The following is a 26,061-nucleotide window of genomic DNA, read 5'->3' on the forward strand; positions in this document are numbered from 1 at the left end:
CTCCTAATCAATGGACATCAGTTTTAATAGTTCCACCTGGGAAAACTCTTCCCTGCTGATTTCCCCTTTTATTCTTCCCTCTGAGAGAGCATAGATGCGGTCCGACATGCCCAGCAATTCCTCCATATCAGAGCTTATCATCAAAATTGCCTTTCCCTCATCTGCAAGCTCCGATAGCAGATTGTAAATTTCTGCCCGTGCCCCCACATCGATTCCTCTTGTCGGCTCATCAAAAATAATCACCTTTGAATTTGTAATAAGAGTTCGCGCAAGTACGACCTTCTGCTGATTCCCTCCGCTTAAATTGCGGACCAACTGGTTGATAAACGGGGTTTTTATTTTTAGCTTTTCCACATATTCCACGCCCTGCTCCTCTACCTTTTTGTCGTTAACAAATAAAAGTCTTGATATTTCCGGCAGATGTGTCAAGGCAATATTCCAATCAATCCCAAAGTCCAAAAGACAGCCCTGCCTTTTCCTATCCTCCGGGATAAGTCCAATTCCATTTTGAATTGCATCTCTTGGCGAATTGATTACAATCTCTTTTCCCTCTATTTTAATGGTGCCCGATTCCATTTTATCCGCTCCAAAAATCATTCTGGCAAGCTCCGTTCTTCCCGCTCCCACCAGGCCTGCAAGCCCTACAATTTCTCCTTCATTTACATGCAGAGTGATATCCCTATCCTTTCCTCCGCACACCTTTTCAAGCTCTAACATCGGCTTGTTTGTTCTTTTTGTTCTATTTGGGTAGATTTCCTTCAATTCCCGGCCTACCATATATTTAATCAGTTCCTGCTTATTTGTATCTTCCGTTTTTAAAGTTGTAATATACTGACCGTCTCGCATAACGGTAACTCTGTCTGTAATAGTAAAAATTTCGTCCATTCTATGTGATATGTAAATAACCGAAACCTTTCTCTTTTTTAATTCCCGTATCAGGTCAAATAAAATTTCTACCTCGTTCGTCGTCAGCGGTGCCGTCGGTTCATCCAGAACTAAAATTCTGACGTCTTTTGAAACTGCCTTCGCAATCTCGACAAGCTGCTGCTGGGCGGTGGACAGCTGAAAAACAAATTTGTCAGGTTCAATATTAATGTGAAGATTCTCAAATACCTCTTTTGTTTTACTGGTCAATAATTTAAAATTTACAAATCTTCCATATTCTGTTCCAAAGCACACATTTTCAGCCACAGTCAACCCATCAATCAGATTAAGTTCCTGATAAACAACCTCAATTCCATACTCTCTTGACAGTTTAGGAGACATTTCGTTGTACACGTTTCCTCCTATTTCTATTGTTCCCTCCTCGGGTGTAATTGCACCACTTAAGCATTTGATCAGGGTTGATTTGCCTGCACCATTTTCACCAATCAGGGCATGTACCTCCCCTTCCTTCAGCTCAAAGGAAAGCTTGTCGAGTGCTACCACTCCCGGATAACGCTTTGTCACATTTTTTAAGGACAATATTGTATTATCGCTCATGTTCAAAACTCCTTACCTTTATGGAAGCGGAAGGGCTGCTGTTATACCAGCCCCTCCGTTTCTGATTTTTAGCACTTCAATTAATATCCGTATTCTGCCAGATTATCCGCTGTAATTTGTGCCATATCTACTGCTGAAAAGTTGTCAACTTTCTCTCCCTTTAGAAGACTATCTATGATTCCTGCTATTTCCTTAACATTATCCTCGGTTTTGCCACCATTTAAGACGGAACCCTTTAATACGCCTGCCTTCATATAGTTTGCAAGTTCGGAATTCATCTCCGTTCCGAATATACCCATCTGCGTCACGTCCTCCACAGGGCTTCCCTCTGAAATTGCATAGGCTATCACGCCAAGCACCATCTCTCCGCCTGTTGTCAAAATACAATCAATCTGTCCATATTTGCTGAACATATTCTCTGTGGCTTCCTGCGCCTTTATCGTGGAGGCTTCAATTCCTGCGGACTCTAAGATATTAAATCTCTTATCCTCCTTTAGGGAAGCTTCCATTGCCTCATATCGTTCCTTCTGCTCCGCACTGTCTGTATTTCCAAATAATACTGTGCTGATAACACCCTCTCCTGCATCTGCGCCGTACTGGTCATCTGCCCAGGATTTTGCAAGTGCTGCAATCGCCTCACCACACATTGTCTCATCGCTTCCGCGGAAAACATCAACAGACTCTTCACCCGGATTTTGAACAAATGCCAGTACCTTGACACCCGCTTTCTGGGCTGCTGCACAGGCATCGGAAACCTCCGCACCACTGCTTGCCCATACGAAAATCAAGTCAGCACCGCCTGCAACTGCATTTTCAATCTGCTGAATCATTGTCAATGCATCTCCGTTTGAGGACTGTGACTCATAGGCATATCCTAACATCGTACAGTTTTCCTTTAGAAGGTCATCAAAATATTTAAAGAATTCACCTTCCAAGCTAAAAAACATCGCCGCAACCTTTGTCGTTTCCCCCGTGTTTGCCGTGGCTGCCGTATCGGTACTTTCTGCTGTCTCCTCTGTCTTTGTATCTGTCGCAGTGTTTTCTGCTGTGGTACTTTCTGCAGAAGTACTGCTTTCTTGTGTTGCCGTCTTACTTGTGCACCCTGCAAGCATGGATACAGTCAACGCTGCTGTTAAAACCAAACTCAATACTTTTTTCATGTTTCTTGTCCTCCCATTTTTTGTTTCTGCTTCTTTTTACACTCTTATTATAATTTTATTATCAATGCTCCATAAGGGGGCAACCTTACGAAAAAGGAGGGCTATTTTATCATTTTTTAAGTACTTCTATTTTTTTGCCCTTTATTTTATAAATTCGATTGCAAACCTGCTTTAAATCGCTGCTGTTTACTGACAAAAATAAGAAGGATTTTTTCTCGGCAAGGCATTTTTCTATATTTTCAATCATTCCATCCCATCTTGCATCATCCACATGTGCCCAAAACTCCTCCGCCACAATTAATTTAGAGCTGTTCATACTCAGCCTGTGAAAAATAATACCCTCCCTCTCCTTCCAGCTGCAATCGTCAATCCGCTCCTTCGGCGGCATCTTATTTTTCTCCCGGTATTTTGCATAGATAAACTCCATAAAGGTTCGGTTCAAAAACAGCCTGCCCTTGCTTGTCCTCTTCATGCTGTTAATAATCAGATTTTCCTTGACCGAGAGATTGTGAAACAAATTGTTTTGAATATCAATCATATCAAGCTCATAAACTCCTTCAAAAACTGCCCGTTCATAACTATCCGGAACGTAAAATTTATTGTTTATCCACATATACCAGTTCTGAAGCTGTCTTTTTCCCAGAATTTCTTCCAAAAAAGCATTAAGCTCCCCCGTGTTTTCAAAGATAATGCCTACACACTCCCCTTTTGCAATAAAAATCGGCTCTTTGCTCTGCCCTTCCCTGATTCGCAGTCGGAATAACTCGTCATCCTTTTTCTTACCTATCCAGTCTGCCTGCCTTGTGTGGCTCGTCTGATTTACCATTTTACTTAAAATTTCTTTGTCCTCCGGTGTATCAAAAAAGGTTCTGACATTTTTTCCATGGTGCATTACAACAAGCTTATCCATATATTTTATTGTATTCATACATTTTCCTGTAATCCAGAGTATAGAAGTCCCCTTGCTCTGCAAAAATCGAATTGCCGAGAAGAGTTTGTCTCGCTCAGCAGGTGTATAGATGTCAGCCATGTCATTTATGATAACAAGCCTTGCTTTTCTGCAGTACGCCTTTGCAAGCTTTACAATCTGCCTGTCAATCTTTGATATTTGTCCCGCTAACTTTTCGGGCGGAATACCGACTCCCATCATGTTGAGAATGTGTTCTGTCTCCCGATAAAGTATCCTTCTTGGCAAAGTGAAGCTAAACATATTTTGTTTCCACGACAAAAATATATTTTCGGCAACGGACATTCCCAAAACCAAGCCGGTATGGTCGGATACGGCAAATATGCCAAGCTTATCAGGCTTTATCGGCTCCCTAATGTCAAGAGGTTCTTCATTTATATAGATTCTGCCCGCCAACGCTGTATTCTGCCCCATTAAAAGCTCCGCGACCTCCTTTCTGCCACAGCCAAAATTGCCGTACAGTATGACAAACTCTCCCTCCAAAATATTTAATTTAAAATCAGACAATACCGCAGCACCCTTACTTTTCATCTCAATGTGCTCCAGCCTTACTATTTCATTTTTTATCATATTCTGCCTTTTCCTTTACAACCCGTGGCAAAACAATTTCCGCCTCTGTCCCGATACCCTTTACGGAAGAAAACGTCAGTCCATATTCCTCCCCATAAATCATCTGGATTCTCTGATTAATATTTGAAAGGGCAATTCCTCCCCTCCTATCCTCACTCTCCAGAATCTCCTTGTTTGTCCGCAGTCCTTCCTGTACTTTCCTCAGTATCTCCTCCGGCATTCCCGGCCCGTTATCCCAAACCGTGATAATAATTCTCTTTTCTGTTGCAAAAAGGTGCACCGTTACCTTGCCACCATTTATGTTTTTCTCAATACCATGGTAAATCGAATTTTCTACCAATGGCTGTAAAATCAACTTTGGCATTTGCGCATTCTCAATTAAATGCTTTTCGGTGTGATAGACCGTCTCGTATGCAATTCGCTGCTTAAACCGAAATTTCTGGATTCGAATATAACTTTCAATATTCTCAAGCTCCTCTCTGATGGTCACCAAATCGCTCTTTTTGCTGATGTTGTAGCGAAAATAGTCTGCAAGCGACTCCGACATCATCGCGGCATCCATGTCTCCATGCATAAGCGCTTCGCTTCGGATTGTCTCAAGCGTATTATATAGAAAGTGGGGATTAATCTGGTTTTGAAGGCTTGATATCTCAGCCTTTCTCTTATCCCGTAAAATGTCATTTTCCTCTTCCAGCCTTGCCATAAGATGCCCAATAATTTTGCTGTAATATTCCGTTAGTTGAGAATTACTATATCGCCTCGGAAGAGGTATGCTCTCCGTTTTGTATTTTTTTGTCTCCTCGACTAATTTTTTATGCATATCTTTATTCACCGCATTGTCCTCCCTTATGAATATAGCTTCCTATACTCTGAGGGCTTTAACCCCATATATTTTTTGCACAGCTTACGGAAATACTTTAAGTCTGCGTAGCCAACCTCCTCCGCTATGTTCGCAATCGCTTTATCCGTATTCCGAAGCAGCTCGGAGGCCTTTTCAATTCGCTTCGATACAAGATACTCAGAAAAGTTAGTTCCTGTCTCATTTTTAAACATTTTAGATAGATAATTGGGACTTAACATAACTGCCTCCGCCACCAATTCAAGTGTAATCGGCTCCCGATAATGCTCTGCTATGTATTCCATCGCAAGGCGCAGCGGCTTTACCGTCGTATTTTTCATGGCATGCGCCACATAGTCAATGCTGTATTCTGCAAAGCCCTCTGCCGCTCTCCATATATCCTCAGCGGATATCGCATGGTCAATTTCCTCATTGTATTTGATATATGCCTGCCGTTTCTCCTCCTCACTATCCGTTATCTCCTCCATATTTCCCTTCAGCCACATACCAAACTGAGCGGCATAATCATATAACAACAGCGGTGAACAGTTTTGTATCTTGGCGATATCCGACTTTGTTTTCAGGATACACCTGTGAAGTCCGTCCTTATTTCCTGTCTTTAAGCAATTTTTAATGATTTCTTCTATCTCCCTCGTCAAAACAGTACTGATGTCTACCTCCTTATATTGGTATTTCTCATATTCCAATATGTGCTCCTCCTCGTTTACAATCCGGTATTTCACGGCGGAACCGGCAGTTTGCATACACTCCCTGATATATTTAATATCCGTCTGCTTTGCACCGATACCTATCGTGAGCCGTAGATATTCAAATAAGTCCACCTGTTTTTCAAGGCTTTCGTATAGCCCTTGAATAAATGTTAAAAAACAGGTTGTCTTTTCAACGGGATAGTTAACCAGATAAATAATGCCCGTATGAGTTCTTGTCCCTGCATATTCGGAGCAAAAAGCCTTCATTTCAGCATCAATTTTCTCCTCCATGCGAAGCATAAGCTGTTCCAGCTCCTTATGAGCCTTGCTCACATCATCCAGCTTGAAAAAAATGGTCTGATATACTCCCTTCTGAAAATTTAGTTTATATTGTTCGTTGATATCCGTCTCTGCGATATCTTCATTGGAAGTCATACTGTTACCAAAGATATAGCTATTGATAAAATGTCTTTTTAGGTTATCCTTGTTCAGGTCTATGACCTTCTGCATCACCAGTTTGTCCTCTTCCACGTCCTTCTCCTGACGTATTCCGTTGCTGATCTGCTGCAGCGTCTCCACAAGCTCATCTTTTTTAATTGGTTTTAGCAAATAATCTACGGCACCATACTTCATTGCTCCATGTGCGTATTCAAAATGCCGAAAGCCGCTTATAATGATGCATTTCAGCCTTGGCTGGTTATCCCTGCACCACTTAATCAGCTCAATCCCGTCACAGCCGGGCATGCGGGCGTCCGAAATTAATATGTCAATCCGCTGCTCCTTCAGTACCTCGATTGCCTCACCCCCATTGTGAAGCATGCAGACAACCTGCATATCAAGCTCCTTCCACGGCACTAAATAGTGAATCAAATTGCAAATACTTTCCTCGTCATCTACGATTAAAACCTTTAACATTTTTTTCCCTCCAATTCTTTCGTTGGACAATACCGTTATTCTTTTATTTTAACTGCGGGAGGGCATTTTTTCTTTTCAATATTTGTCGTATTTTTAGTCGATTATTTAATCTTTTTAGGGGTTGAAGTTTGGAGCATATAAAAAAGCACGATAAACAATTAATTTTTATTGTTTACCATGCTTTCTTTTAACCATTATTAATTTTACTTTTCATGCTTTAAATACCGCTTTCCGGCACTAAATCCTCTGCCCCTTACCTCGCTGACACGGCTAATCATAACGAAAGCTTCCTCATCAATTTGGTGTACCAGCTTTTCCACCTTATAAAGCTCACGATTTGAAACCACACTAAGGACAATATCAGTCTCCTTTTCCAGATAACCTGTACTGCCATGCAAAAGGGTAACACCCCTGTCTATTTCATCAATTATGGCTTCTTTTATCTCTTTGGAGCGTTTGCTAACAATCTCCAACTGCATTTTATTTGAGCCAAGTACAAGAAGCTTATCCAACACAATCGTGTAAATAAGGACCAAGACAATACCATAAAGAATTTTCTCACTGTCGCTGAAAGCTGCCTGCAATACCAAAATAACACAATCAGCAACATACAAACTTACAGAAACCGAAATTCGTGTATATTTATTGAGTATCAACGGCGGTATATCCATGCCGCCTGTGCTTGCTCCTGCACGAATAACCATCGCAATCGCTGCCCCGATGCAGATACCTCCAAACAGCGTGCATAAAAAAATATCATCAGTCAGTCTGTAATCGCCTGCTGCTTTTTGCAGTACCTCTAGTGCAATCGGGTAGCAAAATGTGCTAACAAGAGTTGTCAGTGCAAATTTCTTTCCCAAAACTACAAACCCTAGCAAAAACATTAACATGTTAAAACCAAAAATAAAGTAGGACATCGGAAGACCGGTAAAATGGTTGACGCTCAACGCAATACCGGTCGTTCCCCCTGTGATAAGTCCCACAGGCAAAATAAAAAATACGATTCCCGATGCATAGAGAATATTTCCGAATATAACAACTAAAATATTAAATAACAGCTTTTTATTTTCCATATTGACCTCCAAAATATCTTATATGATAAAATAAATTGCGTTATCCGTCAACCACTATTGTTTTAATTCCTATTCAAAGCAAACCGCTTCTCCACTCTCAGCTGACCTTCTGGCAGCCTCCATCACAGCAAGCACACGGCGGACTTCACTTATCTTTATTTTGAATTCCTCACGGCCGTTAATCGCCTCCGTTACATTCCGGTAAAATTCAACCCAGTCCGTCTCTACCATCGGCAGCTCCTCGGTCACAATGCCGCCGGGCGGTACGGGAGCAAATTGTCTGGTTGGTCCTGCTACCGTCTCTGTTATCTGAGGAGGCAGCTTTTTTAATAATTCTCCTGTATGATAAATTTTGCCTTCACAGCTAAAGTCCTTGATAACCAAGGTTCCCTTGTCGCCACCTACAAGCCATCTCGGCTGATAATCTAAAATATAGGTGGAGAGTTCAATATGCGCTGTCACGCCGTTATCCAGCTTCAGAATAATCTTGAAATAATCATCTACCTCCTCGTGGAGTACATTTTTGATATCTGCGTACAGTGATTTGATTTTTGCCTCAGGCATCATGTACAAAATCTGATCAATCAGATGAACACCCCAGTCGTAAATCATTCCGCCTCCAAACTTTTGATACAGATGCCACTCATGCATGTATCCGTTTCCGGAGTGAAGCTTTGATTCAATCGTGAATATCTTTCCAAGCCTTCCCTCCTCATACGCCTTTTTTACAATGAGCATATCTCTGTCCCATCTTCTGTTTTGATGAACGGTAAAGGCAACCTTTGCAGCCTTGCATGCCTTCTCCATCTCGTCAAGCTCCGCCACACTCATCGCCGCCGGCTTTTCTGCGATTACATTTTTTCCTGCCCTTGCAGCCTTTAAGCACATTTCATGGTGCAGGTGATTCGGAACGGTAAGAATTACCGTGTTTACCTCTTTATCCGCAAGCAACTCCTCAGTTGAGGAATAGGTGAGATATCCGTCATTTTTTCCCTGCGCTATTTTTTCTTTGTCAATATCACAGACTGCGGCTATCTCCACTCCCGCGCGGGGTGCATTTTTTGCATGCCATTTTCCCATGCCGCCGTAACCTATTATTCCAAGCTTAATTGTCTTCATCTTTTTATTCACCTCTAAATCACAAAATTTCTTAGGTAGACAGCACTTAGCACAAGCGCTTTTTTTGCATCGTCGGGCGATTTCTCGAATGCCTTATCTTCCACCTCGATACAGCTATAGCCTTCATAGCCGATATCCGTCAGGGCACTCACATATTTTCCCCAGTCAACATCCCCAAGCCCCGGAAGTTTCGGGGACATAAAGTCGAGCGGATATGCCATAATACCGACCTGATTTCGTTTTTCCTCATATACCTTGATATCTTTATAATGAACATGAAAAATTTTATCCCGAAACTCATAAATCGGTTTGACATAGTCAATCATCTGCCACACAAAATGAGACGGATCATAGTTAATGCCGAGATTTTTGCTTGGAAGAATCTCAAATACTTTTTTCCAGATATCCGGTGTCGTCATTAGATTTTGGCCACCCGGCCACTGATCCGGCCCAAAAAGCATCGGGCAGTTTTCAATTGCAATTTTTACGTTTTCCCGCTCTGCCATCTCGATAATGGGCGGCCAGATTTCTTTTACAAGCTTTAGGTTTTCCTCCACAGTCTTTGTCTGGTCACGGCCGATAAAAGTCGTCACCATACCGACTTTAAGCCGGCTGCTTGCTAAAATAACATTTTTTAAATGCTCTATGATACCCTCTCGCTTTTGAGGGTCAGGGTCCATTGTATTTGGGTAAAAGGCAAGGGAAGAGAGTTCAACTCTTTTTTCCCTTGCATAATCTATGATGCGGTCTGCATATTTCGCATCCTCTAAAACGCGCTCTGCATCAATATGGCTCACTCCTGCATATCTTCTCTCCGCCTTACCGCTTGGCCAGCAAGCCACCTCGACACATTCAAAACCGTTAGCCGAGGCAAAATCCATCATTTCCTCATAGCTGCTCTGATCCAAAATCGCACTTACAAATCCAAGCTTCATACTTTGCCTCCCATCTATTTAATGCCCAAAATTTTCTTTTCCATTGCAATCTGTCTTTTTGTAAATTCTGTACCGCCGCAGCCAATCTCATCCTCGTATTCGCAGATGATATAGCCGCCGTAGTCTGATTCCTTTAACACCGCTAAAATCTCGCCATAAGGGATACTCGGCTCCACGCAGTCTTCACTTAAATAGTGAAACTTTCCGTGCATTTCAAAGCAGTAAGGCAGTATTTCCTTCAAGCTTTCAAGGAGAGCCGGCAGTTCCGACTTCGGGCGGAACTGTACAAAACCGTACATTCCTTGAATTACCATGTTAATCATCGGATGTGCGCCTGCTGCTGACAATGTCTTTGTTGTCTCCTCCATGGAAGCACCCTCTGTTCTCATCTTCGCGGCAAGCTGTAAATATTCCTCCTTCACTCCTGCCTTCAACGCCTTATCCCAATGCGGCTTATTCGGTGCCACCGAAAAACAGCCAAAGTCCGGTACAAATCCAAGATATTTGGAGCCCGTTCTTTTGATAACCTTTAAGTATTCCTGTATCTTAGGGGAGGAAGGGGTTTCCGGGTTATGAATTTCAATTCCTACCTTCACATCATAAAGCTCTGCGTATTCTGCCAGCCTCTCAAATGCTTCAGGAGAAAGCATATACTGTGCACGCATCACCTTGCAGCCCAGCTTATTTGCTGCCTTCAAATCAATAATTGCATCCGCAAGCATCTCATCATCTGTCAGATTGCGGTCCCAGCGCATTCCCTTGTCATTGTTTGCTCCATAGCCCACAGGAGCAATCTGGTATTTTGCCTTTAGCTTATTTACAAGCCCCAGAAATTCATCACTTACATTCGGATAGGAAGGAATCATCTGTGTTGCAACAATCTCATATCCCGTCGCACCGGCTAATGCCGCCTGCTTTACACACTCCTCAAAATCATATTCATATCTGGCATACTCTGTCCCATAGCAAAACAGCGTTGCTCCCAATTTAATATTGCTCATCTTATTTCCCTCCTTAATTTAAAATTTCTACCGTTACGCTGTCTCCGCTGTCCAGTGGCATAAACATATGGTCCGGTCCAAGCTCCATATAAGGCACGCGAAGCATTAGCTTTAAGGTAAGTTCATGTGTTCCGGCAGATAATCCTCCCTTTTTAATAACGCGGATTTTTGCCGGCACGACCTGACTCCAAAATTCCGTCATCGCATAATTCAGCTTATAGAGCGGCATTTCTTTACCGTTTAACTCAAATGTAACCGCTTCTTTCGGCATCAGTTCTCCATCCGCATATACTTCAAGCAGCTCGATATCAGACAGATAATGACCTCTATAATAAGCAAGCTGAGCATCAAATTCAAATCCGTTTTTCTCTCCGTTAATATATATACTTTTCACCGTAGATTTCTTGATAATCTCCTCATTTAACTTCATTCTCATTGCAAATCCCATGTCAATACCTCCCAATTATTCAAAAACAATTTCCTTTCCCTCTTCTGCGGAACGATAAATTGCATCTAATATTTTTGTCACCATAAATGCTTCCTCTGGTTGTACAAGCGGCTCTGTGTTATTTTGTACTGACAAAAGCCACTGCTCACAGTCAACCGTTCCCTCGGCTCCGCCGCCTCCGCCAAAATACGCAACGCCTCCTACCGGAGAGAGTGTTTCCTCCATAAGCTGCCCGTTTCTTCCTCTGTTGTAAATCAGTTCATTTTTAGAATGGCTCATGCCGGAATGAATCTCTGCTCCTGCAAGAGTACCGCAAAGTGTTGTGGACGCTTCCCTTGACTCCAGCACATTCAATGCCCAGCTTGCCTCCAAATTAATTGTTGCGCCGTCCTTCATCTTGATAAAGCCCATTGCCGAATCCTCAACCTCAAACGTCTTTGGGTCCCACGGACCAAACAGATTGCCCTCTGTTGCCTGCTGCAAATTTCCCAATTTATAAAATACGGAGCCGGATACGCTTTTTACATCGTAGTTGTCCATGCACCAGAGCGTGATATCAAGCGCATGTGTTCCGATATCAATGAGCGGTCCGCCGCCCTGCTGTGACTTGTCAGGAAATACACCCCAAGTCGGCACTCCTCTGCGGCGAACTGCATGTGCTTTTCCATAGTAAACCTCTCCAAGTTCTCCGTTTTGGCAGGCATTGTGCAGATTTTGCACCTCCTGGCGAAAGCGATTCTGGTAACCTACTGTAAATTTCTTTCCGGACTTCTTCCAAGCTTCCATCATTTTCTCCGCCTCAACAGTATTGTGCGCCATCGGCTTTTCGCAGTACACATTTTTATCTGCTTCAAATGCCGCCACCGTAATTTCGCTGTGAGAGACATTCGGTGTACATACATGGACAATATCGATGGATTTGTCCTTTAAAAGTTCTCTGTAGTCCGTATATATCTTGGCATCCTCTGCTCCAAATTCCTTCGCAGCCTGCACTGCACGCTCCTTTACAATGTCACAAAATGCCACAATCTCACATAAATTTGCATTTGCCTTTAATGCCGGAAAATGCTTTTGGTTTGCGATACCTCCGCATCCAATTATACCTATTTTTAATTTCGCCATTTCCTTGTCCTCTCTTTCCCGCGACGAGCGCGATTAGCACTGCCGACAACCTTCTCTTGGCGCAAGTGCGCATAATAGTTTCTATCTATCACAGGGATTTCCTATGCCCTATAAAAATAATAAAGGATATGAAAAGTTCACACCTTTCATATCCTTTCGAATTTTTATTAATTTTTTTCCTAAATTTAGCCCGTATTTGTTTCAAATTCAAGATTTGATAAAAATATTTATTTAATTTTGTTGTTGCAAGCTCCGCAGCTCTTTAACCGGTAATTGTCAAAAGCATTACCTCATGTGCCTTCAACTCCACTGAAATTGCCAGACTTTCGTTTGTAACCTCCGCTGTACATCTATAAATATGTGGTCTGCATATCGTTTTTAAATAATCAATATCTTCCTTATTTACCTCGCCTACATAGCCTAGATTTTTCCACTCATTTAAAATGCTGCCATATTCCTCATTTAAGATATGCTTCTTGATATGGTAACTGCCGTTTTTCACGTTTGAAAGCTCAAATTCCAGTGTAAGCGGCTCATAATTCTCAAAAATATCCTCTAAGTCATCCACCGTAATTTCATTTTCTGCCTTCAAATAATAAGTATGGTTAAATCGCTTTGGATTGCATAGTAAAATATAATATTTATTTTTTCCGTTTGTGGTCACTAAGTATTGTTCACCCCTTGCAACCAAATTGCTTCCAAGCCGCCCCATAAAGAGATAGGTGTAAAATACGGGCTTTGGTATTCCGTCTCTCGTCAAAAGTCCCGTTGCACCAACAAGCGGCTCCTTTACATCATAATACTGCGCCAGCAAATCGCTCACCTGAAAATACGCAAGCAGCTTTGTTTTTCCCGCCAGTTGAATCAGCTGGTGTGCCACATGCGCTGCCTTGGCACAGCTATCATTGTAGTAATTCCGCTCCGAGATACTCGTGTTCCACTCGGTTATATAAACATCTTTCTGAGGATAATGAAGTTCCTTCAAAAACCGCTCATAGTCCTCAAGCATCTTTGGTGCAAACTGCCAGTCAGTCATTCGCTTTGCGTAAATTTCTTTTTCCGGTCCTTGCTTGCTGTAAGGGTAGATATAAGTAGTCAAAAAGTCCGGCTCACAGCTGCTTTCCTTCCAAAACTCCAAATGTTCCTGCAACTTTTTCTTGTTGTAGACAACACCAAGTCCATTCCCACCTATGCGGATTTGCGGACAGATACTCTTTACTGTATCCCAGGCTGCTTTATAGTACTCCATGTAGTAATTTGCTTCGGTCTCCTCATCAAAAATCAAATACTGCTCGTCATACCAAAATTCCAAGAGCCAGCCGGAAATCTCCTCCTCTTCATATCTTCGTACAATATGACGGATAAATTCCGCGAGCATTTCCTTCCACTCTCCAATATCTTGAAAGCTCCTGCTCTCTTGTGCATTTCCTATGATTAAATCTTTTCCCACACCGAGGGCAGCGCGCTTTGGCTTTGTCCCCAAATCAAGCACAGGAATCATACCGTTTTCCACAATAAAATCAAGCACAGAGTCCAATTTGTCAAAATTATACTGCCCTAAGCTGCTCTGTTCACATATGTGGAGACTTGGGTGAAACACATTGCAGATACGGATATATTGAAGCCTGAGCGCATCCTTAATATCCAAAATCTGCTCCCGCAGCTTTCCCATTAACAAATCAGATGCAAGCCCTGCATTGATGCAATTCATTTCCTCTAACGAAAATTCCTTAAAGTCTGCTGCATCCACCACAATATGCTTTCTCTCTTTTTGATTTGTCTCCTCCGTGACCGTCTGCTCCCTTAAGTACGCCTCAAGCTGTTCCTCGCATTTTCTTGTCTCCAAATCCTCCTTCCTCATAATCCGGTTTCTCATCAACTTTTTGTAGGAAGTAGGAGACATTTGGTATATCTCCTTAAATATTTTGTTAAAAGCGGACGGATTAGAAAAACCACAATCCAGTGCAATATTTGTAATTGACTTGTTTGTATATAAAATATCTTCAATTGCGTAATTCATGCGGATATGATTCACATACTCCACAAAATTTACACCCATGAGCTTTTTAAAATATCTGGAAAAGGAGGAATCTGACATATAAAATTGATTTGCCAGCTCTGACAGGGTTATCGCCCGCCCGTAGTGATTGTTGATATATTGAAGAATTCGGGCTGTCTTCTCGTCCTCATTGTCAGTCCAAGTTCCCTCGCTTTGAACAAGGAAATTCTTAGTTAAACTTTCCAGCATACAGTAAGAAAGACTTTTCATCATAAAGCTTTCTTCCTCCCGGCAGACCGCATACTCCCGAAGCATCTGATTTAAAATATTGCAAAGCTCGGCATAATCCTTGTCCTCATTGATTGCAGAATTGCACCAAAACATGATAAAGTCACGCTTCAGTGCCTTGACAAGCATAAAATAATCAATCGAAACCTTGCACAGCAGGGTGTTTTCCTCGACGCTGTAATGATGTTTTTTATTCGTGTTGATCAGAATAACTTTTCCCTTACTCAGCGTGTATTTTTCCTCTGGCAAATAGACATGCACCGTCCCGGCGAGCACATAGAGCAGCTCTATTTCCATATGAAAATGCTCCGGCTCGCTTTTTCCAGTCAATACTTGAAATATAACTCCTGTCTTTTCCTTTGACTCACCCACGGTGATTTCCTCCATCCAATCCTCGTTTTTATATGTGCTTAAATACTAATCCAACATCCTAATATACTCCTGCACATTATCATAAGTAATCTTCTCATACGGCAGATAAACATATTTATCATCAACCAGATTCACATCCTCCGGAATCTCCTGACCCACAGAAAGAGCATAAGCTATCTGCACAATGGCTTTCGCCTGTCCTCTGTAATCATGGTATACCGTTCCAACCATTTCCTTTTTCTTTACACTGTCAAGTCCTGCCGGAATGCCGTCCACTCCGACAATAATCGGATATTGCTGTATTTTGCTGTTTTTCAGGGCCTCAAGTGCCCCTAATGCCATCTCGTCGTTGTTGGCAAAGATGATTTCTATCTCCTCACCAAACTCCTCGAGCCATGCGGAAGCCTTTGTGATTGCCTGTACACGGCTCCAGTTGGCGATTTCATCGCCGAGCTTTTGAAGTGTATAGCCGGCATCTGTCACTGTTTTCACGGAATTTTCCGTTCGAATCATGGCATCCTGATGCCCTGGCTCGCCCTCCAGCATTACATATTGCAATATGCCGTCACCGTTTTTGTCAATTCCGTCAAAGTTTTCCTCCAGAGCATCTATAATAATTTCTCCCTGCATATTGCCCGAGTCTGCAGCATTGGCGCCCACATAATAAAGCTTATCCCATCGCTCCATATCCTCTTTTACTAGCTCCCGGTTAAAAAATACAATTGGAATATCTGCGCTTTTACATTTTTCAATTACTCCGGAGGCGTCGGTTCTGTCCACCAATCCGACGCAGACAACATCATAATTTTTATCTACAAAGCTTTCAATCTGGTCATTCTGGGTAATCTGACTTCCTCCACAGCCCTGTATTTCCAAGGTGATGGCGATTCCATCCTCCGTCTCCTTCTGCTTTGCCCACGCCGTTATCTCCTGCATTAAGGTCATCATGTAGGTATCATACTCATCATAGATGCTAACTCCTATTTTAATACTTTTAATCTCATGTGACTCCTGCTGCTGCTTGGAATACTCTCGAACTCCCAAAAACAAAATAACCGCTATCACAATAATTGAAACAAGTCCAATTTTCAGCTTATTTTTTCCACTCATGCCGTTTTCTCCTTCTATTATGGGTACTAAACAGTCACTTCTACTTTACAAACGGGAAAAGAACCCGCTCATTTTCCGGCAAATACAATGTCTCATCATTTACAATATGATATTTAATATAGTTTGACATTTCCTTTTCATTATAGTTTTCTTTTCCGAGAAGGCTTTCAATCCCTATATAGCCGATACTGAATTCGTCCTGATAAACGAGATTTTTTATCCTTCCGGTATCCAGATAGTACACGGCTTTGTCTGAATTGGCTATCCCGTATATTTTTACCTTTTTGTTCAGGTTTAGGGTTGCATCAATAACCGCTTCCAGAGAAGTATTATCGAGTGCCACAACCACGTCCACGGCCTCCGCCACCAGTTCCCTCTGGGCAGAAATCATAGGGCGGCTTTCCCCCTCTTCCCTTCTCCAAAAAGTAAAATTGTAGAATTTCTCCACCACCTTGTTATAGAAGCCCTCATATCGCTCCTTCACACTGTTTCGCTGCTGATTGTCCATCACGATAGCAATTTTTGCAATCGGACTTTCCTGCGCTATGACCTCAAGTGCCAGACTCTCTCCCATCGTGTAATTATCGGCACTCACCAAGTTTATCCTCTGGTCATTCACCCCGGATTCCACACAAATAATCGGAAAATCTTTTGACGGAAAGGAAATACTGCTCAAATCCATATCACTGTCACTTGCCGCAAGAATAATACCTTCTGCTCCGTTATCAATCTCTCTTTGTATCAAGGAAAGCTGCTCCTCTGAATTCGTATCTGTTGACATAACTACAAAATTTATCTCGGCACCATAATCCTTGCCAGCCTGCTCAATGCCCTGTTTTAAGCTGTCCCATCTGTCTATTGTATTTCCGTATAAAATAGCGGAGATGTACTTCGGCTCTTCCACCTTTTTGTCGCTGTACATGCGGATAGAAACGGCAATAAGCAAAAAGGCTATTGCAACACCTGACGCAATTAAAATCATCCTTTTATTTCTCATTTTTTTCCTCCTTGTACTTTATTTTCGGAAGATGAATGAGAATAGTCGTTCCCTCATCTAGCTCACTTTTAATTTGTAAGCCATACGGCTCACCATAATACAATTTGATTCTCTGATGAACATTGATAAGTCCGATACCTGAGCCTCTCTTTCTCGCTCTGCTGTTGTCCGTCAGTAAAAGCTCCTGTTCTTCAGCTGGGATACCCATTCCGTTATCGGATACCTCGATAAAAATATCGCCCTGCTCCTCATAACCTCGTATCGTAATCTCTCCCTCGTCGCGCATAGATTCCACGCCATAATAGATAGCATTTTCAAGAAGCGGCTGTACAATAAGCTTAATTGTGCTGTACTCTTCTATCGCAGGGTCAATCTCTGTCTTCACACTGAACTGGTCCTTGTAGCGTACCTTCTGGATTTTTAAATAGTTGTCGGCATGCTGTATTTCATCCTTAATCGAAATGATATTCTTTCCTTTGCTGAGGCTGATACGAAAAAGACTTGCAAGGGCTGTTACCATCGAAATTGCCTCGGGATACCGCTCTGATTCCACCATCCATACAATGGAATCCAGTGTATTATAAAGAAAATGCGGGTTTATCTGTGACTGCAGTGCATCCAGCTCACTCTTTTTCTTTGCCTCCTGCTCCTTCACGATATCGTCCATCATATTTTTCATCTGATTTACCATAGACGTAATCGTGCTTCCCAAATGCTGGATTTCATGAGGACCTTCCGTGTAAATATTAGAATTTAAGTTTCCGTTTTCCAACTCGCGCACAGATTCCTCCAGCTTTCGGATCGGATTGGTCACCTTTTCGGAAATCAATATATTACCGATAATAATAACAATAATCGAAACCCCCAGTATACTGAAGGTAAAAAATTTGAACTGATTTAAATTAGTCGAAATCTCCCTAATCGGTGTCACGCTTATAATTTTCCACCCGGTATATCCCACCGTTTTTACAATAACAGCGCGTTCCTCCCCTTCATATTTTTCAATATGGCTTCCGTCCTCGTATTTTGCCGCCATATAATTATTCTCCGACATGAGATTCGTGTAAATCATCTTCTGCTTTGGATGATAAATAATCTCTCCTTCTCCGTCTGTCAGATAGACGTAGCCCTCTCCCTTGGCGTTTACCTTTGAAAAGAGCTGCTCAATATCACTGAAGTTCATATCAACAAGCAAAATACCGCGGCTTGTATTGCCATAGTAGTTAAGACTAACCACACGGCTTAGGGATACCACCCAGTAATAGCGAAAATTGCTGTCATCAAACAAGTCCTGCACGTGGGGTGTTGAAAAATGCAGGTTTTCTATTTTCCGGTTGGCTTGTACAAACCAATCCTGATTGTAGACACTAACCTTCTCCTTCATTGTACCAATCGGGGAGGCTGCAATCAGCTTCCCCATATTATCAAAACAGGCAATACTGATTAAATTATTTTTGTTTGCCTCATATAAAAGTGCCATCTCCTTGTTCATGTCCTCATATCCCAAATCTTTACCCTTGATTACGCTGTAGTACATCGTATCGGATATGTTCATCATATTTCGGATATAAGTATCCAGATTTAACCCCGCTTGGTCAATAAGCTGTTTGTTTTTCTGATTGACAAGCTCAATCGAATTTTCCGTATACTTCTCATATAAGGTCAAGCCGACAAAGCCCATACTGATAATGGCAATCGCCGTAAAAGATATGGACACGGTAAACTGTATGCTTCTTCTCTGATAGGTTTTCGTAATACGCCTGATAAACTGGTTAATTTTATCCTTCATTATTTTCTACCTGACTGGCACGGTATTTCGACGGCGACATCCCATACTCCTTTTTAAACACATAGCTGAAATAATTCGGCTCCGCATAACCCACCTGTCCCGCTATCGTGTATGCCTTCTCGGAGGTGGTGCTCAAAAGCCTGAGTGCCTGCTCCATTCGAACCTTTGTTAAGTAATTCACAAATCCCATGCCCGTTTCCTTCTTGAATATTGTGGAAAAATAGGCGGCACTTACATTTAGCATCCCACAGATAACATCAACCGACAGCTCTTGATTGCTATAATTTTCATCGATATACTGGATTGCCTTCTGGGTGATGAGCTTTGCCGTATCTGTCCGCTCCCTTCGAATAAGCTTTCGAACCTGCATACAGATAGAAAGCAGCCATTTGCCTATCTCCTCAATGCTGTCAAACTTGCTGATATCCTGGTACAGGTTAAAATCCTCGCCTGTAACCTGCTCTATATCCACCTCGTAAACCCTGCCAAGCTTTATGATTTCCACAAATATTTCCATCAGAAAAAGCTGTAGCTGAGAAATGGATATTTTGTAGTGCTTCACTTTCGCCATTAACTGGTTAATTGCTCTTTCAAGGTCCTCGTGACTGCCGACCTTGATTCCCTTCATAATGTTTTGAACCTCATTTTCGTCGATGCTGATACGCTCCTCTGACTTTGGCTCAATATCCTGAATGTAAATTGCCTGGTTTGGCTCGAGCAAAATTTTATATTCAAACGCACTTTTCGCACCTGCATAGGAATTGGATAAGCCGGATAGGCTGTCACATGTCTGCCCGATTCCCACGGAAGTGTTTACGTTTAATATTCTGGAAATTATTTTACAAATTTGATTCATACTGTTTATAAACCTGCTGATATCATTGTTTTTCTCAAGCAGCGCAATGACAACAACCCAGTCCAGATAAATAAAGCTTCGATAGGAAAACAGGTTGTCCAGATTTTCCTCCACAATCTGCTTCTGGGAAACCGAAAGAAGCTGGGAGTACATAACCTCCTCGTTATTCCTATCTTGGTTCTCTCTGCTGATAGACTCCGAATGTAGGACTGCCACCGCATAATACGGTGCCTCCAGCTCGCTGTCATATAAATTTTTTAACTCTTCTATTTTATTTTTCTCTAATTTTCCCTCTAATAAGCTTCCCATAAAACGTTCCTTCATTACAGGAAGGCTTTCAAAATAACACTTTTTCAAATTATCAATGTTTCGTTTCTCTTCAATTTCATCATCAAGACTTTTTTTAATTCTCTCAAACACCAGCTTTAACTGCTCTGCATCAATCGGCTTTAATATATATTCCTCCACCTCAAGCTGAATTGCCTCTCTCGCATATTCAAACTCATCATAACCGGAGAATATAATAATCTTGGTATTCTTCGCTATCGTCTTCAGTCTCCTGCACATGGTGAGTCCGTCCATAAAAGGCATATGAATATCCGTCATAACGACGTCAGGTCTGAGATTTTCCGCCAGTTCCAACGCTTCTTCTCCGTTTTCGGCATATCCCACCACCTCAAAGCCGGCTTCCTCCCAATTTAACTTTTTAATAATCGCCTGTCTGACTTCTTCTTCGTCATCTACAAGCATTACACTGTATTTACTCATATAACCTCCAGATGTGTTGTTTTTCTTATTACATGAATTATAACCATTTATTGATATTATGTAAAGAATCGAAACAAAGCGGACAAGTCCGCATCAACAACTTCATGATATGAAAACAACTAGCAATTCTGTTTTTGCAAAATTACTAGTTGTTTCAATATATAAATTTCTATTACTCTTTTTTCAATTATGCTGCTTTACGTTTTGATAATACGTCGAAGGTTACGGCACCAAGTAAAACGATACCTTTTACTACCTTCTGGATATCAGTTGACCAGCCAATCAAGGACATACCATTGTTTAAGATACCCATGATGAAAGCACCTACAACCGCTCCCATGATAGTTCCGATACCACCTGCTGCTGCTGCACCACCGATGTAACAAGAACCGATTGCATCAAGCTCGAAACCGTCACCTGCTTTTGGTGTTGCGGAAGCGTTACGAGCGGATAATACAATACCTGCTACCGCTGCCAAAACACCCATGTTTGCATAAACCCAGAAGAATACTTTTCTTGTATCAATACCCGAAAGTCTTGCTGCCTTTGCGTTACCGCCCAATGCATAAATCTGGCGTCCCGCTACGGTTTTGCTCGTAATGAAGTGGTAAACACCTACCAAAATTCCCATTAATACAAGTACATATGGAATTCCGTTGTAGGTTGCAAGCTTAAAGAAGAAGAACCATACAATTGCAAGTATTACAACTAATTTTATGATTGTCTGCCACATTGGATTTGTAGCAAAGTTATAGCTTTTCTTTGTTTTGATATTTTTTAATTCTGATAAAATAATAAGAACACTTGCAATAGTTGCAATTAAAACGCAAACCAAATCAATTGTTCCGGCTCCAAACGGAACCTTTACCGTCGGAATAAATCCGGCTCCAATCCATGTGTAATCACCCTGAAGAGGTCCTTTTGTCTGTGCCTTTAAGATTGTGTATGTAAGACCACGTCCCATAAGCATCGTTGCAAGCGTTACAACGAAAGGAGGAATATCAAGGTAAGCAATAAAGAAACCTGTGAATAAACCTGTAAGTAATCCTACTGCCAAAGCTGCCAAGAAGGCAACCGGTACTGCAACCTTCATATCTACTACTAAAATAGCTGCTGTTGCACCGCTTAATGCTACTACTGAACCTACACCCAAGTCGATGTTACCTGTTAATACACATAGGAGCATACCTACTGCAAGGATAACAACATATCCGTTTTGCATAACAAGGTTGTTAATGTTTGTTGATGAAGCGTTTTTTCCGCCTGATAAAATATAAAATAAGATAAAGATGGCGATCAGTGCAATTACCATTCCATATTGTTTCATGTCAAGATTGACTGTCTTTTTATTCTCCATTTTTATTCTCCTTTCCCATTGTGCTGCATAATGCATTTCATAATTTTTTCCTGTGTCACTTCTTCTTTGGATAATTCTCCCGCTATCTTGCCTTCGTTGATTACATAGATTCTATCGCAAGTACCTATGATTTCCGGCATTTCGGAGGAGATAACGATAACCGCTTTACCCGCTTTTGCCAAGTCATTAATTGCACAATAGATTTCATACTTTGCACCTACGTCAATACCTCTTGTAGGTTCGTCTAGAATGAGAATATCAGGCTCTGTCAGCATCCATTTTGCGAGAACAACCTTTTGCTGGTTTCCTCCCGACAGGGAGCTGACCGTTTGATTAACGGAGTTTGCCTTTACATTAATGAGCTTCTTATATTTTTCCGCAGCAACAATTTCATCATTGCTGTTTACAACGCCGCGCTTAGAAAAGAAATTGCGGAGTGCCGCCATCGTCATATTTCTTTTGATGTCATCCATCAAAACAAGACCATAGTTCTTTCTGTCCTCGGATGTATAAGCAATTTTATTATCAATCGCGTCTTTTACATTCTTAATATGAACTTCCTTGCCATGCATCTTTATCGTTCCTGTGATTTTCTGTCCGTAGGATTTACCGAAGATACTCATCGCAAGCTCTGTTCTTCCCGCGCCCATAAGTCCCGCAAAACCTACGACCTCACCGGCTCTTACCTTGAAGGAAACGTCCTTAATCATCTGTCTGTTTGCATCCTCTGGATGGAATACATTCCAGTCATTAACCTCCATAATCATCTCACCGATTTTGCAGTCTTCTCTTTCCGGATAGCGGTTCTTTAACTCACGTCCAACCATACCTTTTATAATACGGTCCTCTGTAAATTCATCTTTTCCCTTTACTAATGTTTCGATGGTTTTTCCGTCTCGAATAACGGTAATTGCATCGGCAACATAGCTGATTTCATTTAATTTATGTGAAATAATAATACATGTTATTCCTTGTTTTTTCAGCTCCAGCATGATTTCAAGGAGCTTCGCACTTTCTTCATCATTCAATGCCGCTGTCGGCTCGTCAAGAATTAATAGTTCAACTTTTTTCGCCATTGCTTTGGCTATTTCAATAAGCTGCTGTTTTCCCACACCGAGTGAATTTACCGGTGCATTGATATCTTCATTTCCAAGACCAACCTTCGCAAGCATTTCTTTTGCTCTGGTTCTTGTCTTTGTCCAGTCAATTACTCCTTTAACTGATTTTTGTTCATTTCCCATAAATACATTTTCTGCTACTGTTAAATACGGGCTTAACGCAAGCTCCTGGTGAATGATAACAATTCCCTTCTGCTCACTGTCTTTAATATTGTGAAACTGTCCCTCTGCTCCATTGTATCGTATTTCACCTGAATAGGTTCCATACGGATAAATTCCGGACAAAACATTCATCAAAGTAGATTTACCGGCTCCGTTCTCACCACACAATGCATGAATCTCGCCCCGTTTTACTTTTAAATTAACATCATCAAGTGCTTTTACACCTGAAAACTCTTTGGTTATGTGATTCATTTCCAAGATGATATCAGACATATTTTTTCAACTCCTTTGTCTTATTAGGAAACGGGCGGCAGCCATATGCCGCCGCCCATATTTTTGCAATTCTTTCTGATTATTCAGCTAACTGCTCTTCTGTGTAGTATCCGCCATCTACAATGATTTCTTTGTAGTTGCTCTGATCTACTGCAACTGGTGTGCAAAGGTAAGCAGGAACTACAATCTTGTTGTTGTTATACTGCTCTGTATCATTGATTTCTGGCTCTGTACCTTCCAATACAGCCTGAACCATTGTTACACACTTGTCAGCAAGAACACGAGTATCTTTGTAAATTGACATTGTCTGGTATCCGGAGATGATGTTCTTTGTTGCCATAAGTTCAGCATCCTGTCCTGTGATAAGAGGCCATTCATCGCCTAATGTGTATCCAGCACCTTCTAATGCAGCACGAACGCCATAAGCAAATCCGTCAAATGCTGTACACGCAATATCTAATTTCTCATCTGCATAGTATCCTGATAAGTAGTTTTCACACCACTGCTGAGCTGTTTCCTGTGACCATCTTAAAATACATGTTTCTTCGAAAGAAGTTCTTCCTGTTTTAGAAACTAATGTACCGTCATCTAAGTATGGTTTTAATACTTCCATAACACCATTGTATAAGAACAATGCGTTATTATCGTCCGGTGAACCCATGAAGAATTCAATTGTGTAAGATTCGCCTGCTGCCTGAGCTGCTTTTAAATCTTTTGTTTCTTCAATATATTTACCGATTGCTGTACCAACACCCTTGTTATCAAATGTTGCATAGTAGGAAACTGCATCTGTATCCATTAACAGACGGTCATAAGCGATAACCGGAATGCTGTTATCCTTTGCCTGCTGAAGAACGTTTACTAACGCTGATGAGTCAACTGCTGCGATTACTAAGCAATCAGCTCCGTTTGCAATTAAGTTCTCAATCTGGGAAACCTGAGCCTGTACGTCGTCCTCTGCATACTGCATATCAACTTCATATCCTAATGCTTCCAATCTTGATTTCATGTTAGCACCATCGTTAATCCAACGCTCGGATGACTGTGTAGGCATTGCTACACCAACCTTTTTGGTCTCTCCTGTTGAAGCGGTATCAGCAGCTTTGTCTGTGCTATCCGTTGCTGTTGTATCTGTAGTTGTCTCTGATGTTGTTGTATCTGTGGTTGATCCTGTTGATGATGTGCTTCCACATCCTGTTACCATAGTGGCAACCATTGCTGCACATAAAAGTGCACTAACTAGTTTCTTTTTCATACGTGAAATCCTCCTTAATGATTTTTTGTATTTTTGCTCCCTTGTTGTTACTTTCACAGTATAGCAAAAAAAATATACAAGTTACATACGATATTCTTCTCAAATCTATAAAATTTATTGGCTAAATGTACATTTTATATATTTTGTCTGTTTGGTTTTTGTGCATTTTTATATAATTACCTAAAAAAATATATAGGTGTATTATTCCTCTGTCGTCATAGTGTATACTTCAATTTTTTTAAAAAAAGAAAATATTTATTATAATTGAGATGTCAAACACATCAAAACGGAATTTTTGACATAAAAGATTGCCGGAAAAGCAAGCTTTCCCGGCAATCTTTTATGTTACTATTCGTACAAAGCACCTTTTGGCACCTTAATCTTATTATTAAATCTCCTTCTTCTGTCAAGCCACTTTCCTTTTCCAAAAATTAAGAGAAAATGCTATCATGCAAATCGCGGCTCCCATGCTCACCAATAATATTAAATTTGTCTCGTCTCCTATTCCAAATACATCTTTTTCCATACCTAGTATAGCAAACAAAAAAATCTCTACAAGCAGCGTGACTATTCTGCTTCTATCCTTTTGCCTGACTACCTCAAGCATTTCCCATATAAACATGATAAAGAATGTAACTGCCGCTAAAATAATGACAACAGCAAAAGGGATTATAAAGTAACTGGACACTTCTATCTCTGTCTCTTTCGAAAATGTAGCCCACGCAACCACTACTGCACAAAATAACAGAAATAACCCTGCCAGAACTTTACTTATTAAAATAAGATATTTTCTCAATCTGTTTCATCCCCTTTGTCTTGGCTATCCTCGCCTTCAGCCTCACTATCTTTTTCCTCTTCCTGAGGCCCCTTATCATATTCGCCCTTTATCAAAGACTTTGCTGAGAATATAACAACAACGGCTCCTATCAATCCAAAAACGGCAACCACTGCAATCCAGAAATACATTTCACTTGTACCTGCTGCCTCTTGAATGCTTGGTATGAGCGTAAAAGCAAGATATACTAAATAACCGCCCACTAAAATGCGAAGTCCCAAACTCGTAATTGTTGAAGTTCCTTTTTTTAACATGCACTTTCCTCCATTGCCCTTTGGGCCGGTATAATGTTTATCCGCATCATGCGAATTACTTCATAATTCATGTGAATCCTATTCGGAATGTTATAATTGTCACAATTATAACATATTGTCACAATTCCTAAAACCCTAAAATTTTTCTATTGACATAAATAAAAAACAATCATATACTTGACTGAGTCATCTATCTTTTTTATTAAAGGAGGCAGTATGAGTATTCAAAAAATATTAAATTCAAAACCTAAAATATTTTTTCTATAATCGGCATTCTCGTTATTGTTT

The 26,061-nt window shown here is 41.2% G+C and carries 21 protein-coding genes; all 21 read right to left on the reverse strand.

The window, feature by feature from the left end:
• Nucleotides 1-3: 3 nt before the first annotated feature.
• The 21 genes from CTY48_RS17565 to CTY48_RS17665 all read right to left on the reverse strand — a co-directional run bounded on the left by CTY48_RS17565 (nucleotide 4) and on the right by CTY48_RS17665 (nucleotide 25,773).
• Nucleotides 4-1,482 carry a sugar ABC transporter ATP-binding protein gene (locus CTY48_RS17565; RefSeq protein ID WP_099469748.1) on the reverse strand — a complete coding sequence of 493 codons (1,479 nt, stop codon included), beginning with the start codon at nucleotides 1,480-1,482 and terminating at the stop codon, nucleotides 4-6.
• Between the two features lie 80 nt (nucleotides 1,483-1,562).
• Nucleotides 1,563-2,642, reverse strand: coding sequence for a sugar ABC transporter substrate-binding protein (locus tag CTY48_RS17570; protein ID WP_099469749.1), 1,080 nt, complete (start codon nucleotides 2,640-2,642; stop codon nucleotides 1,563-1,565).
• Between the two features lie 109 nt (nucleotides 2,643-2,751).
• The gene (locus CTY48_RS17575) at nucleotides 2,752-4,179 is read right to left on the reverse strand and encodes an ATP-binding cassette domain-containing protein (protein WP_099469750.1); all 1,428 of its coding nucleotides are present in this window, start codon (nucleotides 4,177-4,179) and stop codon (nucleotides 2,752-2,754) included.
• Nucleotides 4,166-5,011, reverse strand: coding sequence for a sensor histidine kinase (locus CTY48_RS17580; RefSeq protein ID WP_099469751.1), 846 nt, complete (start codon nucleotides 5,009-5,011; stop codon nucleotides 4,166-4,168). The genes CTY48_RS17575 and CTY48_RS17580 overlap by 14 nt, the downstream gene beginning before the upstream one ends.
• A 14-nt stretch (nucleotides 5,012-5,025) precedes the next feature.
• The gene (locus CTY48_RS17585; RefSeq protein WP_099469752.1) at nucleotides 5,026-6,642 is read right to left on the reverse strand and encodes a response regulator transcription factor; all 1,617 of its coding nucleotides are present in this window, start codon (nucleotides 6,640-6,642) and stop codon (nucleotides 5,026-5,028) included.
• 203 nt (nucleotides 6,643-6,845) lie between these two features.
• The gene (locus CTY48_RS17590) at nucleotides 6,846-7,715 is read right to left on the reverse strand and encodes a YitT family protein (protein WP_099469753.1); all 870 of its coding nucleotides are present in this window, start codon (nucleotides 7,713-7,715) and stop codon (nucleotides 6,846-6,848) included.
• 69 nt (nucleotides 7,716-7,784) lie between these two features.
• The gene (locus CTY48_RS17595; protein WP_099469754.1) at nucleotides 7,785-8,834 is read right to left on the reverse strand and encodes a Gfo/Idh/MocA family protein; all 1,050 of its coding nucleotides are present in this window, start codon (nucleotides 8,832-8,834) and stop codon (nucleotides 7,785-7,787) included.
• A gap of 14 nt (nucleotides 8,835-8,848) precedes the next feature.
• Nucleotides 8,849-9,769 (reverse strand): sugar phosphate isomerase/epimerase family protein, encoded by a 921-nt coding sequence (locus tag CTY48_RS17600; RefSeq protein ID WP_099469755.1) that lies wholly within the window; start codon nucleotides 9,767-9,769, stop codon nucleotides 8,849-8,851.
• A gap of 14 nt (nucleotides 9,770-9,783) precedes the next feature.
• Complete coding sequence (locus CTY48_RS17605; protein WP_099469756.1) at nucleotides 9,784-10,770, reverse strand: sugar phosphate isomerase/epimerase family protein; 987 nt, start codon at nucleotides 10,768-10,770, stop codon at nucleotides 9,784-9,786.
• A 13-nt stretch (nucleotides 10,771-10,783) separates the two neighbouring features.
• Entirely contained in the window at nucleotides 10,784-11,218 is a 435-nt protein-coding gene (locus CTY48_RS17610; RefSeq protein ID WP_099469757.1) for a C-glycoside deglycosidase beta subunit domain-containing protein, read from the reverse strand.
• Nucleotides 11,219-11,233: 15 nt separating this feature from the next.
• On the reverse strand, nucleotides 11,234-12,340 hold the full coding sequence (locus tag CTY48_RS17615; RefSeq protein WP_099469758.1) for a Gfo/Idh/MocA family protein: 1,107 nt from the start codon (nucleotides 12,338-12,340) through the stop codon (nucleotides 11,234-11,236).
• Between the two features lie 262 nt (nucleotides 12,341-12,602).
• Nucleotides 12,603-15,014 (reverse strand): GH39 family glycosyl hydrolase, encoded by a 2,412-nt coding sequence (locus CTY48_RS17620; RefSeq protein ID WP_099469759.1) that lies wholly within the window; start codon nucleotides 15,012-15,014, stop codon nucleotides 12,603-12,605.
• Nucleotides 15,015-15,044: 30 nt separating this feature from the next.
• On the reverse strand, nucleotides 15,045-16,109 hold the full coding sequence (locus CTY48_RS17625) for a galactose ABC transporter substrate-binding protein (protein WP_099469760.1): 1,065 nt from the start codon (nucleotides 16,107-16,109) through the stop codon (nucleotides 15,045-15,047).
• A 40-nt stretch (nucleotides 16,110-16,149) separates the two neighbouring features.
• The gene (locus CTY48_RS17630; protein WP_099469761.1) at nucleotides 16,150-17,106 is read right to left on the reverse strand and encodes a substrate-binding domain-containing protein; all 957 of its coding nucleotides are present in this window, start codon (nucleotides 17,104-17,106) and stop codon (nucleotides 16,150-16,152) included.
• On the reverse strand, nucleotides 17,096-18,895 hold the full coding sequence (locus CTY48_RS17635) for a sensor histidine kinase (protein WP_099469762.1): 1,800 nt from the start codon (nucleotides 18,893-18,895) through the stop codon (nucleotides 17,096-17,098). The genes CTY48_RS17630 and CTY48_RS17635 overlap by 11 nt, the downstream gene beginning before the upstream one ends.
• Complete coding sequence (locus tag CTY48_RS17640) at nucleotides 18,885-20,519, reverse strand: response regulator transcription factor (protein ID WP_099469763.1); 1,635 nt, start codon at nucleotides 20,517-20,519, stop codon at nucleotides 18,885-18,887. The genes CTY48_RS17635 and CTY48_RS17640 overlap by 11 nt, the downstream gene beginning before the upstream one ends.
• Nucleotides 20,520-20,706: 187 nt before the next feature.
• Entirely contained in the window at nucleotides 20,707-21,876 is a 1,170-nt protein-coding gene (gene mmsB / locus CTY48_RS17645) for a multiple monosaccharide ABC transporter permease (RefSeq protein ID WP_099469764.1), read from the reverse strand.
• Nucleotides 21,877-21,878: 2 nt separating this feature from the next.
• Nucleotides 21,879-23,429 carry a multiple monosaccharide ABC transporter ATP-binding protein gene (gene mmsA, locus CTY48_RS17650; RefSeq protein ID WP_099469765.1) on the reverse strand — a complete coding sequence of 517 codons (1,551 nt, stop codon included), beginning with the start codon at nucleotides 23,427-23,429 and terminating at the stop codon, nucleotides 21,879-21,881.
• A gap of 79 nt (nucleotides 23,430-23,508) precedes the next feature.
• Entirely contained in the window at nucleotides 23,509-24,684 is a 1,176-nt protein-coding gene (gene chvE / locus CTY48_RS17655) for a multiple monosaccharide ABC transporter substrate-binding protein (protein WP_099469766.1), read from the reverse strand.
• 406 nt (nucleotides 24,685-25,090) lie between these two features.
• Nucleotides 25,091-25,480 carry a hypothetical protein gene (locus CTY48_RS17660; RefSeq protein WP_099469767.1) on the reverse strand — a complete coding sequence of 130 codons (390 nt, stop codon included), beginning with the start codon at nucleotides 25,478-25,480 and terminating at the stop codon, nucleotides 25,091-25,093.
• The gene (locus CTY48_RS17665; RefSeq protein WP_099469768.1) at nucleotides 25,477-25,773 is read right to left on the reverse strand and encodes a hypothetical protein; all 297 of its coding nucleotides are present in this window, start codon (nucleotides 25,771-25,773) and stop codon (nucleotides 25,477-25,479) included. The genes CTY48_RS17660 and CTY48_RS17665 overlap by 4 nt, the downstream gene beginning before the upstream one ends.
• Between the last annotated feature and the right edge of the window lie 288 nt (nucleotides 25,774-26,061).

It is taken from the genome of Konateibacter massiliensis, assembly GCF_900184995.1.
Taxonomy (GTDB): domain Bacteria; phylum Bacillota; class Clostridia; order Lachnospirales; family Lachnospiraceae; genus Lachnotalea; species Lachnotalea massiliensis.

What these genes read in the sequence shown, in the direction of transcription:
- CTY48_RS17565 (WP_099469748.1), bottom strand. Translation starts at nt 1,482, where the DNA reads ATGAGCGATAATACAATATTGTCCTTAAAAAATGTGACAAAGCGTTAT.
- CTY48_RS17570 (WP_099469749.1), bottom strand. Translation starts at nt 2,642, where the DNA reads ATGAAAAAAGTATTGAGTTTGGTTTTAACAGCAGCGTTGACTGTATCC.
- CTY48_RS17575 (WP_099469750.1), bottom strand. Translation starts at nt 4,179, where the DNA reads ATGATAAAAAATGAAATAGTAAGGCTGGAGCACATTGAGATGAAAAGT.
- CTY48_RS17585 (WP_099469752.1), bottom strand. Translation starts at nt 6,642, where the DNA reads ATGTTAAAGGTTTTAATCGTAGATGACGAGGAAAGTATTTGCAATTTG.
- CTY48_RS17590 (WP_099469753.1), bottom strand. Translation starts at nt 7,715, where the DNA reads ATGGAAAATAAAAAGCTGTTATTTAATATTTTAGTTGTTATATTCGGA.
- CTY48_RS17595 (WP_099469754.1), bottom strand. Translation starts at nt 8,834, where the DNA reads ATGAAGACAATTAAGCTTGGAATAATAGGTTACGGCGGCATGGGAAAA.
- CTY48_RS17600 (WP_099469755.1), bottom strand. Translation starts at nt 9,769, where the DNA reads ATGAAGCTTGGATTTGTAAGTGCGATTTTGGATCAGAGCAGCTATGAG.
- CTY48_RS17605 (WP_099469756.1), bottom strand. Translation starts at nt 10,770, where the DNA reads ATGAGCAATATTAAATTGGGAGCAACGCTGTTTTGCTATGGGACAGAG.
- CTY48_RS17610 (WP_099469757.1), bottom strand. Translation starts at nt 11,218, where the DNA reads ATGGGATTTGCAATGAGAATGAAGTTAAATGAGGAGATTATCAAGAAA.
- CTY48_RS17615 (WP_099469758.1), bottom strand. Translation starts at nt 12,340, where the DNA reads ATGGCGAAATTAAAAATAGGTATAATTGGATGCGGAGGTATCGCAAAC.
- CTY48_RS17620 (WP_099469759.1), bottom strand. Translation starts at nt 15,014, where the DNA reads ATGGAGGAAATCACCGTGGGTGAGTCAAAGGAAAAGACAGGAGTTATA.
- CTY48_RS17625 (WP_099469760.1), bottom strand. Translation starts at nt 16,109, where the DNA reads ATGAGTGGAAAAAATAAGCTGAAAATTGGACTTGTTTCAATTATTGTG.
- CTY48_RS17630 (WP_099469761.1), bottom strand. Translation starts at nt 17,106, where the DNA reads ATGAGAAATAAAAGGATGATTTTAATTGCGTCAGGTGTTGCAATAGCC.
- CTY48_RS17635 (WP_099469762.1), bottom strand. Translation starts at nt 18,895, where the DNA reads ATGAAGGATAAAATTAACCAGTTTATCAGGCGTATTACGAAAACCTAT.
- CTY48_RS17640 (WP_099469763.1), bottom strand. Translation starts at nt 20,519, where the DNA reads ATGAGTAAATACAGTGTAATGCTTGTAGATGACGAAGAAGAAGTCAGA.
- mmsB (WP_099469764.1), bottom strand. Translation starts at nt 21,876, where the DNA reads ATGGAGAATAAAAAGACAGTCAATCTTGACATGAAACAATATGGAATG.
- mmsA (WP_099469765.1), bottom strand. Translation starts at nt 23,429, where the DNA reads ATGTCTGATATCATCTTGGAAATGAATCACATAACCAAAGAGTTTTCA.
- chvE (WP_099469766.1), bottom strand. Translation starts at nt 24,684, where the DNA reads ATGAAAAAGAAACTAGTTAGTGCACTTTTATGTGCAGCAATGGTTGCC.
- CTY48_RS17665 (WP_099469768.1), bottom strand. Translation starts at nt 25,773, where the DNA reads ATGTTAAAAAAAGGAACTTCAACAATTACGAGTTTGGGACTTCGCATT.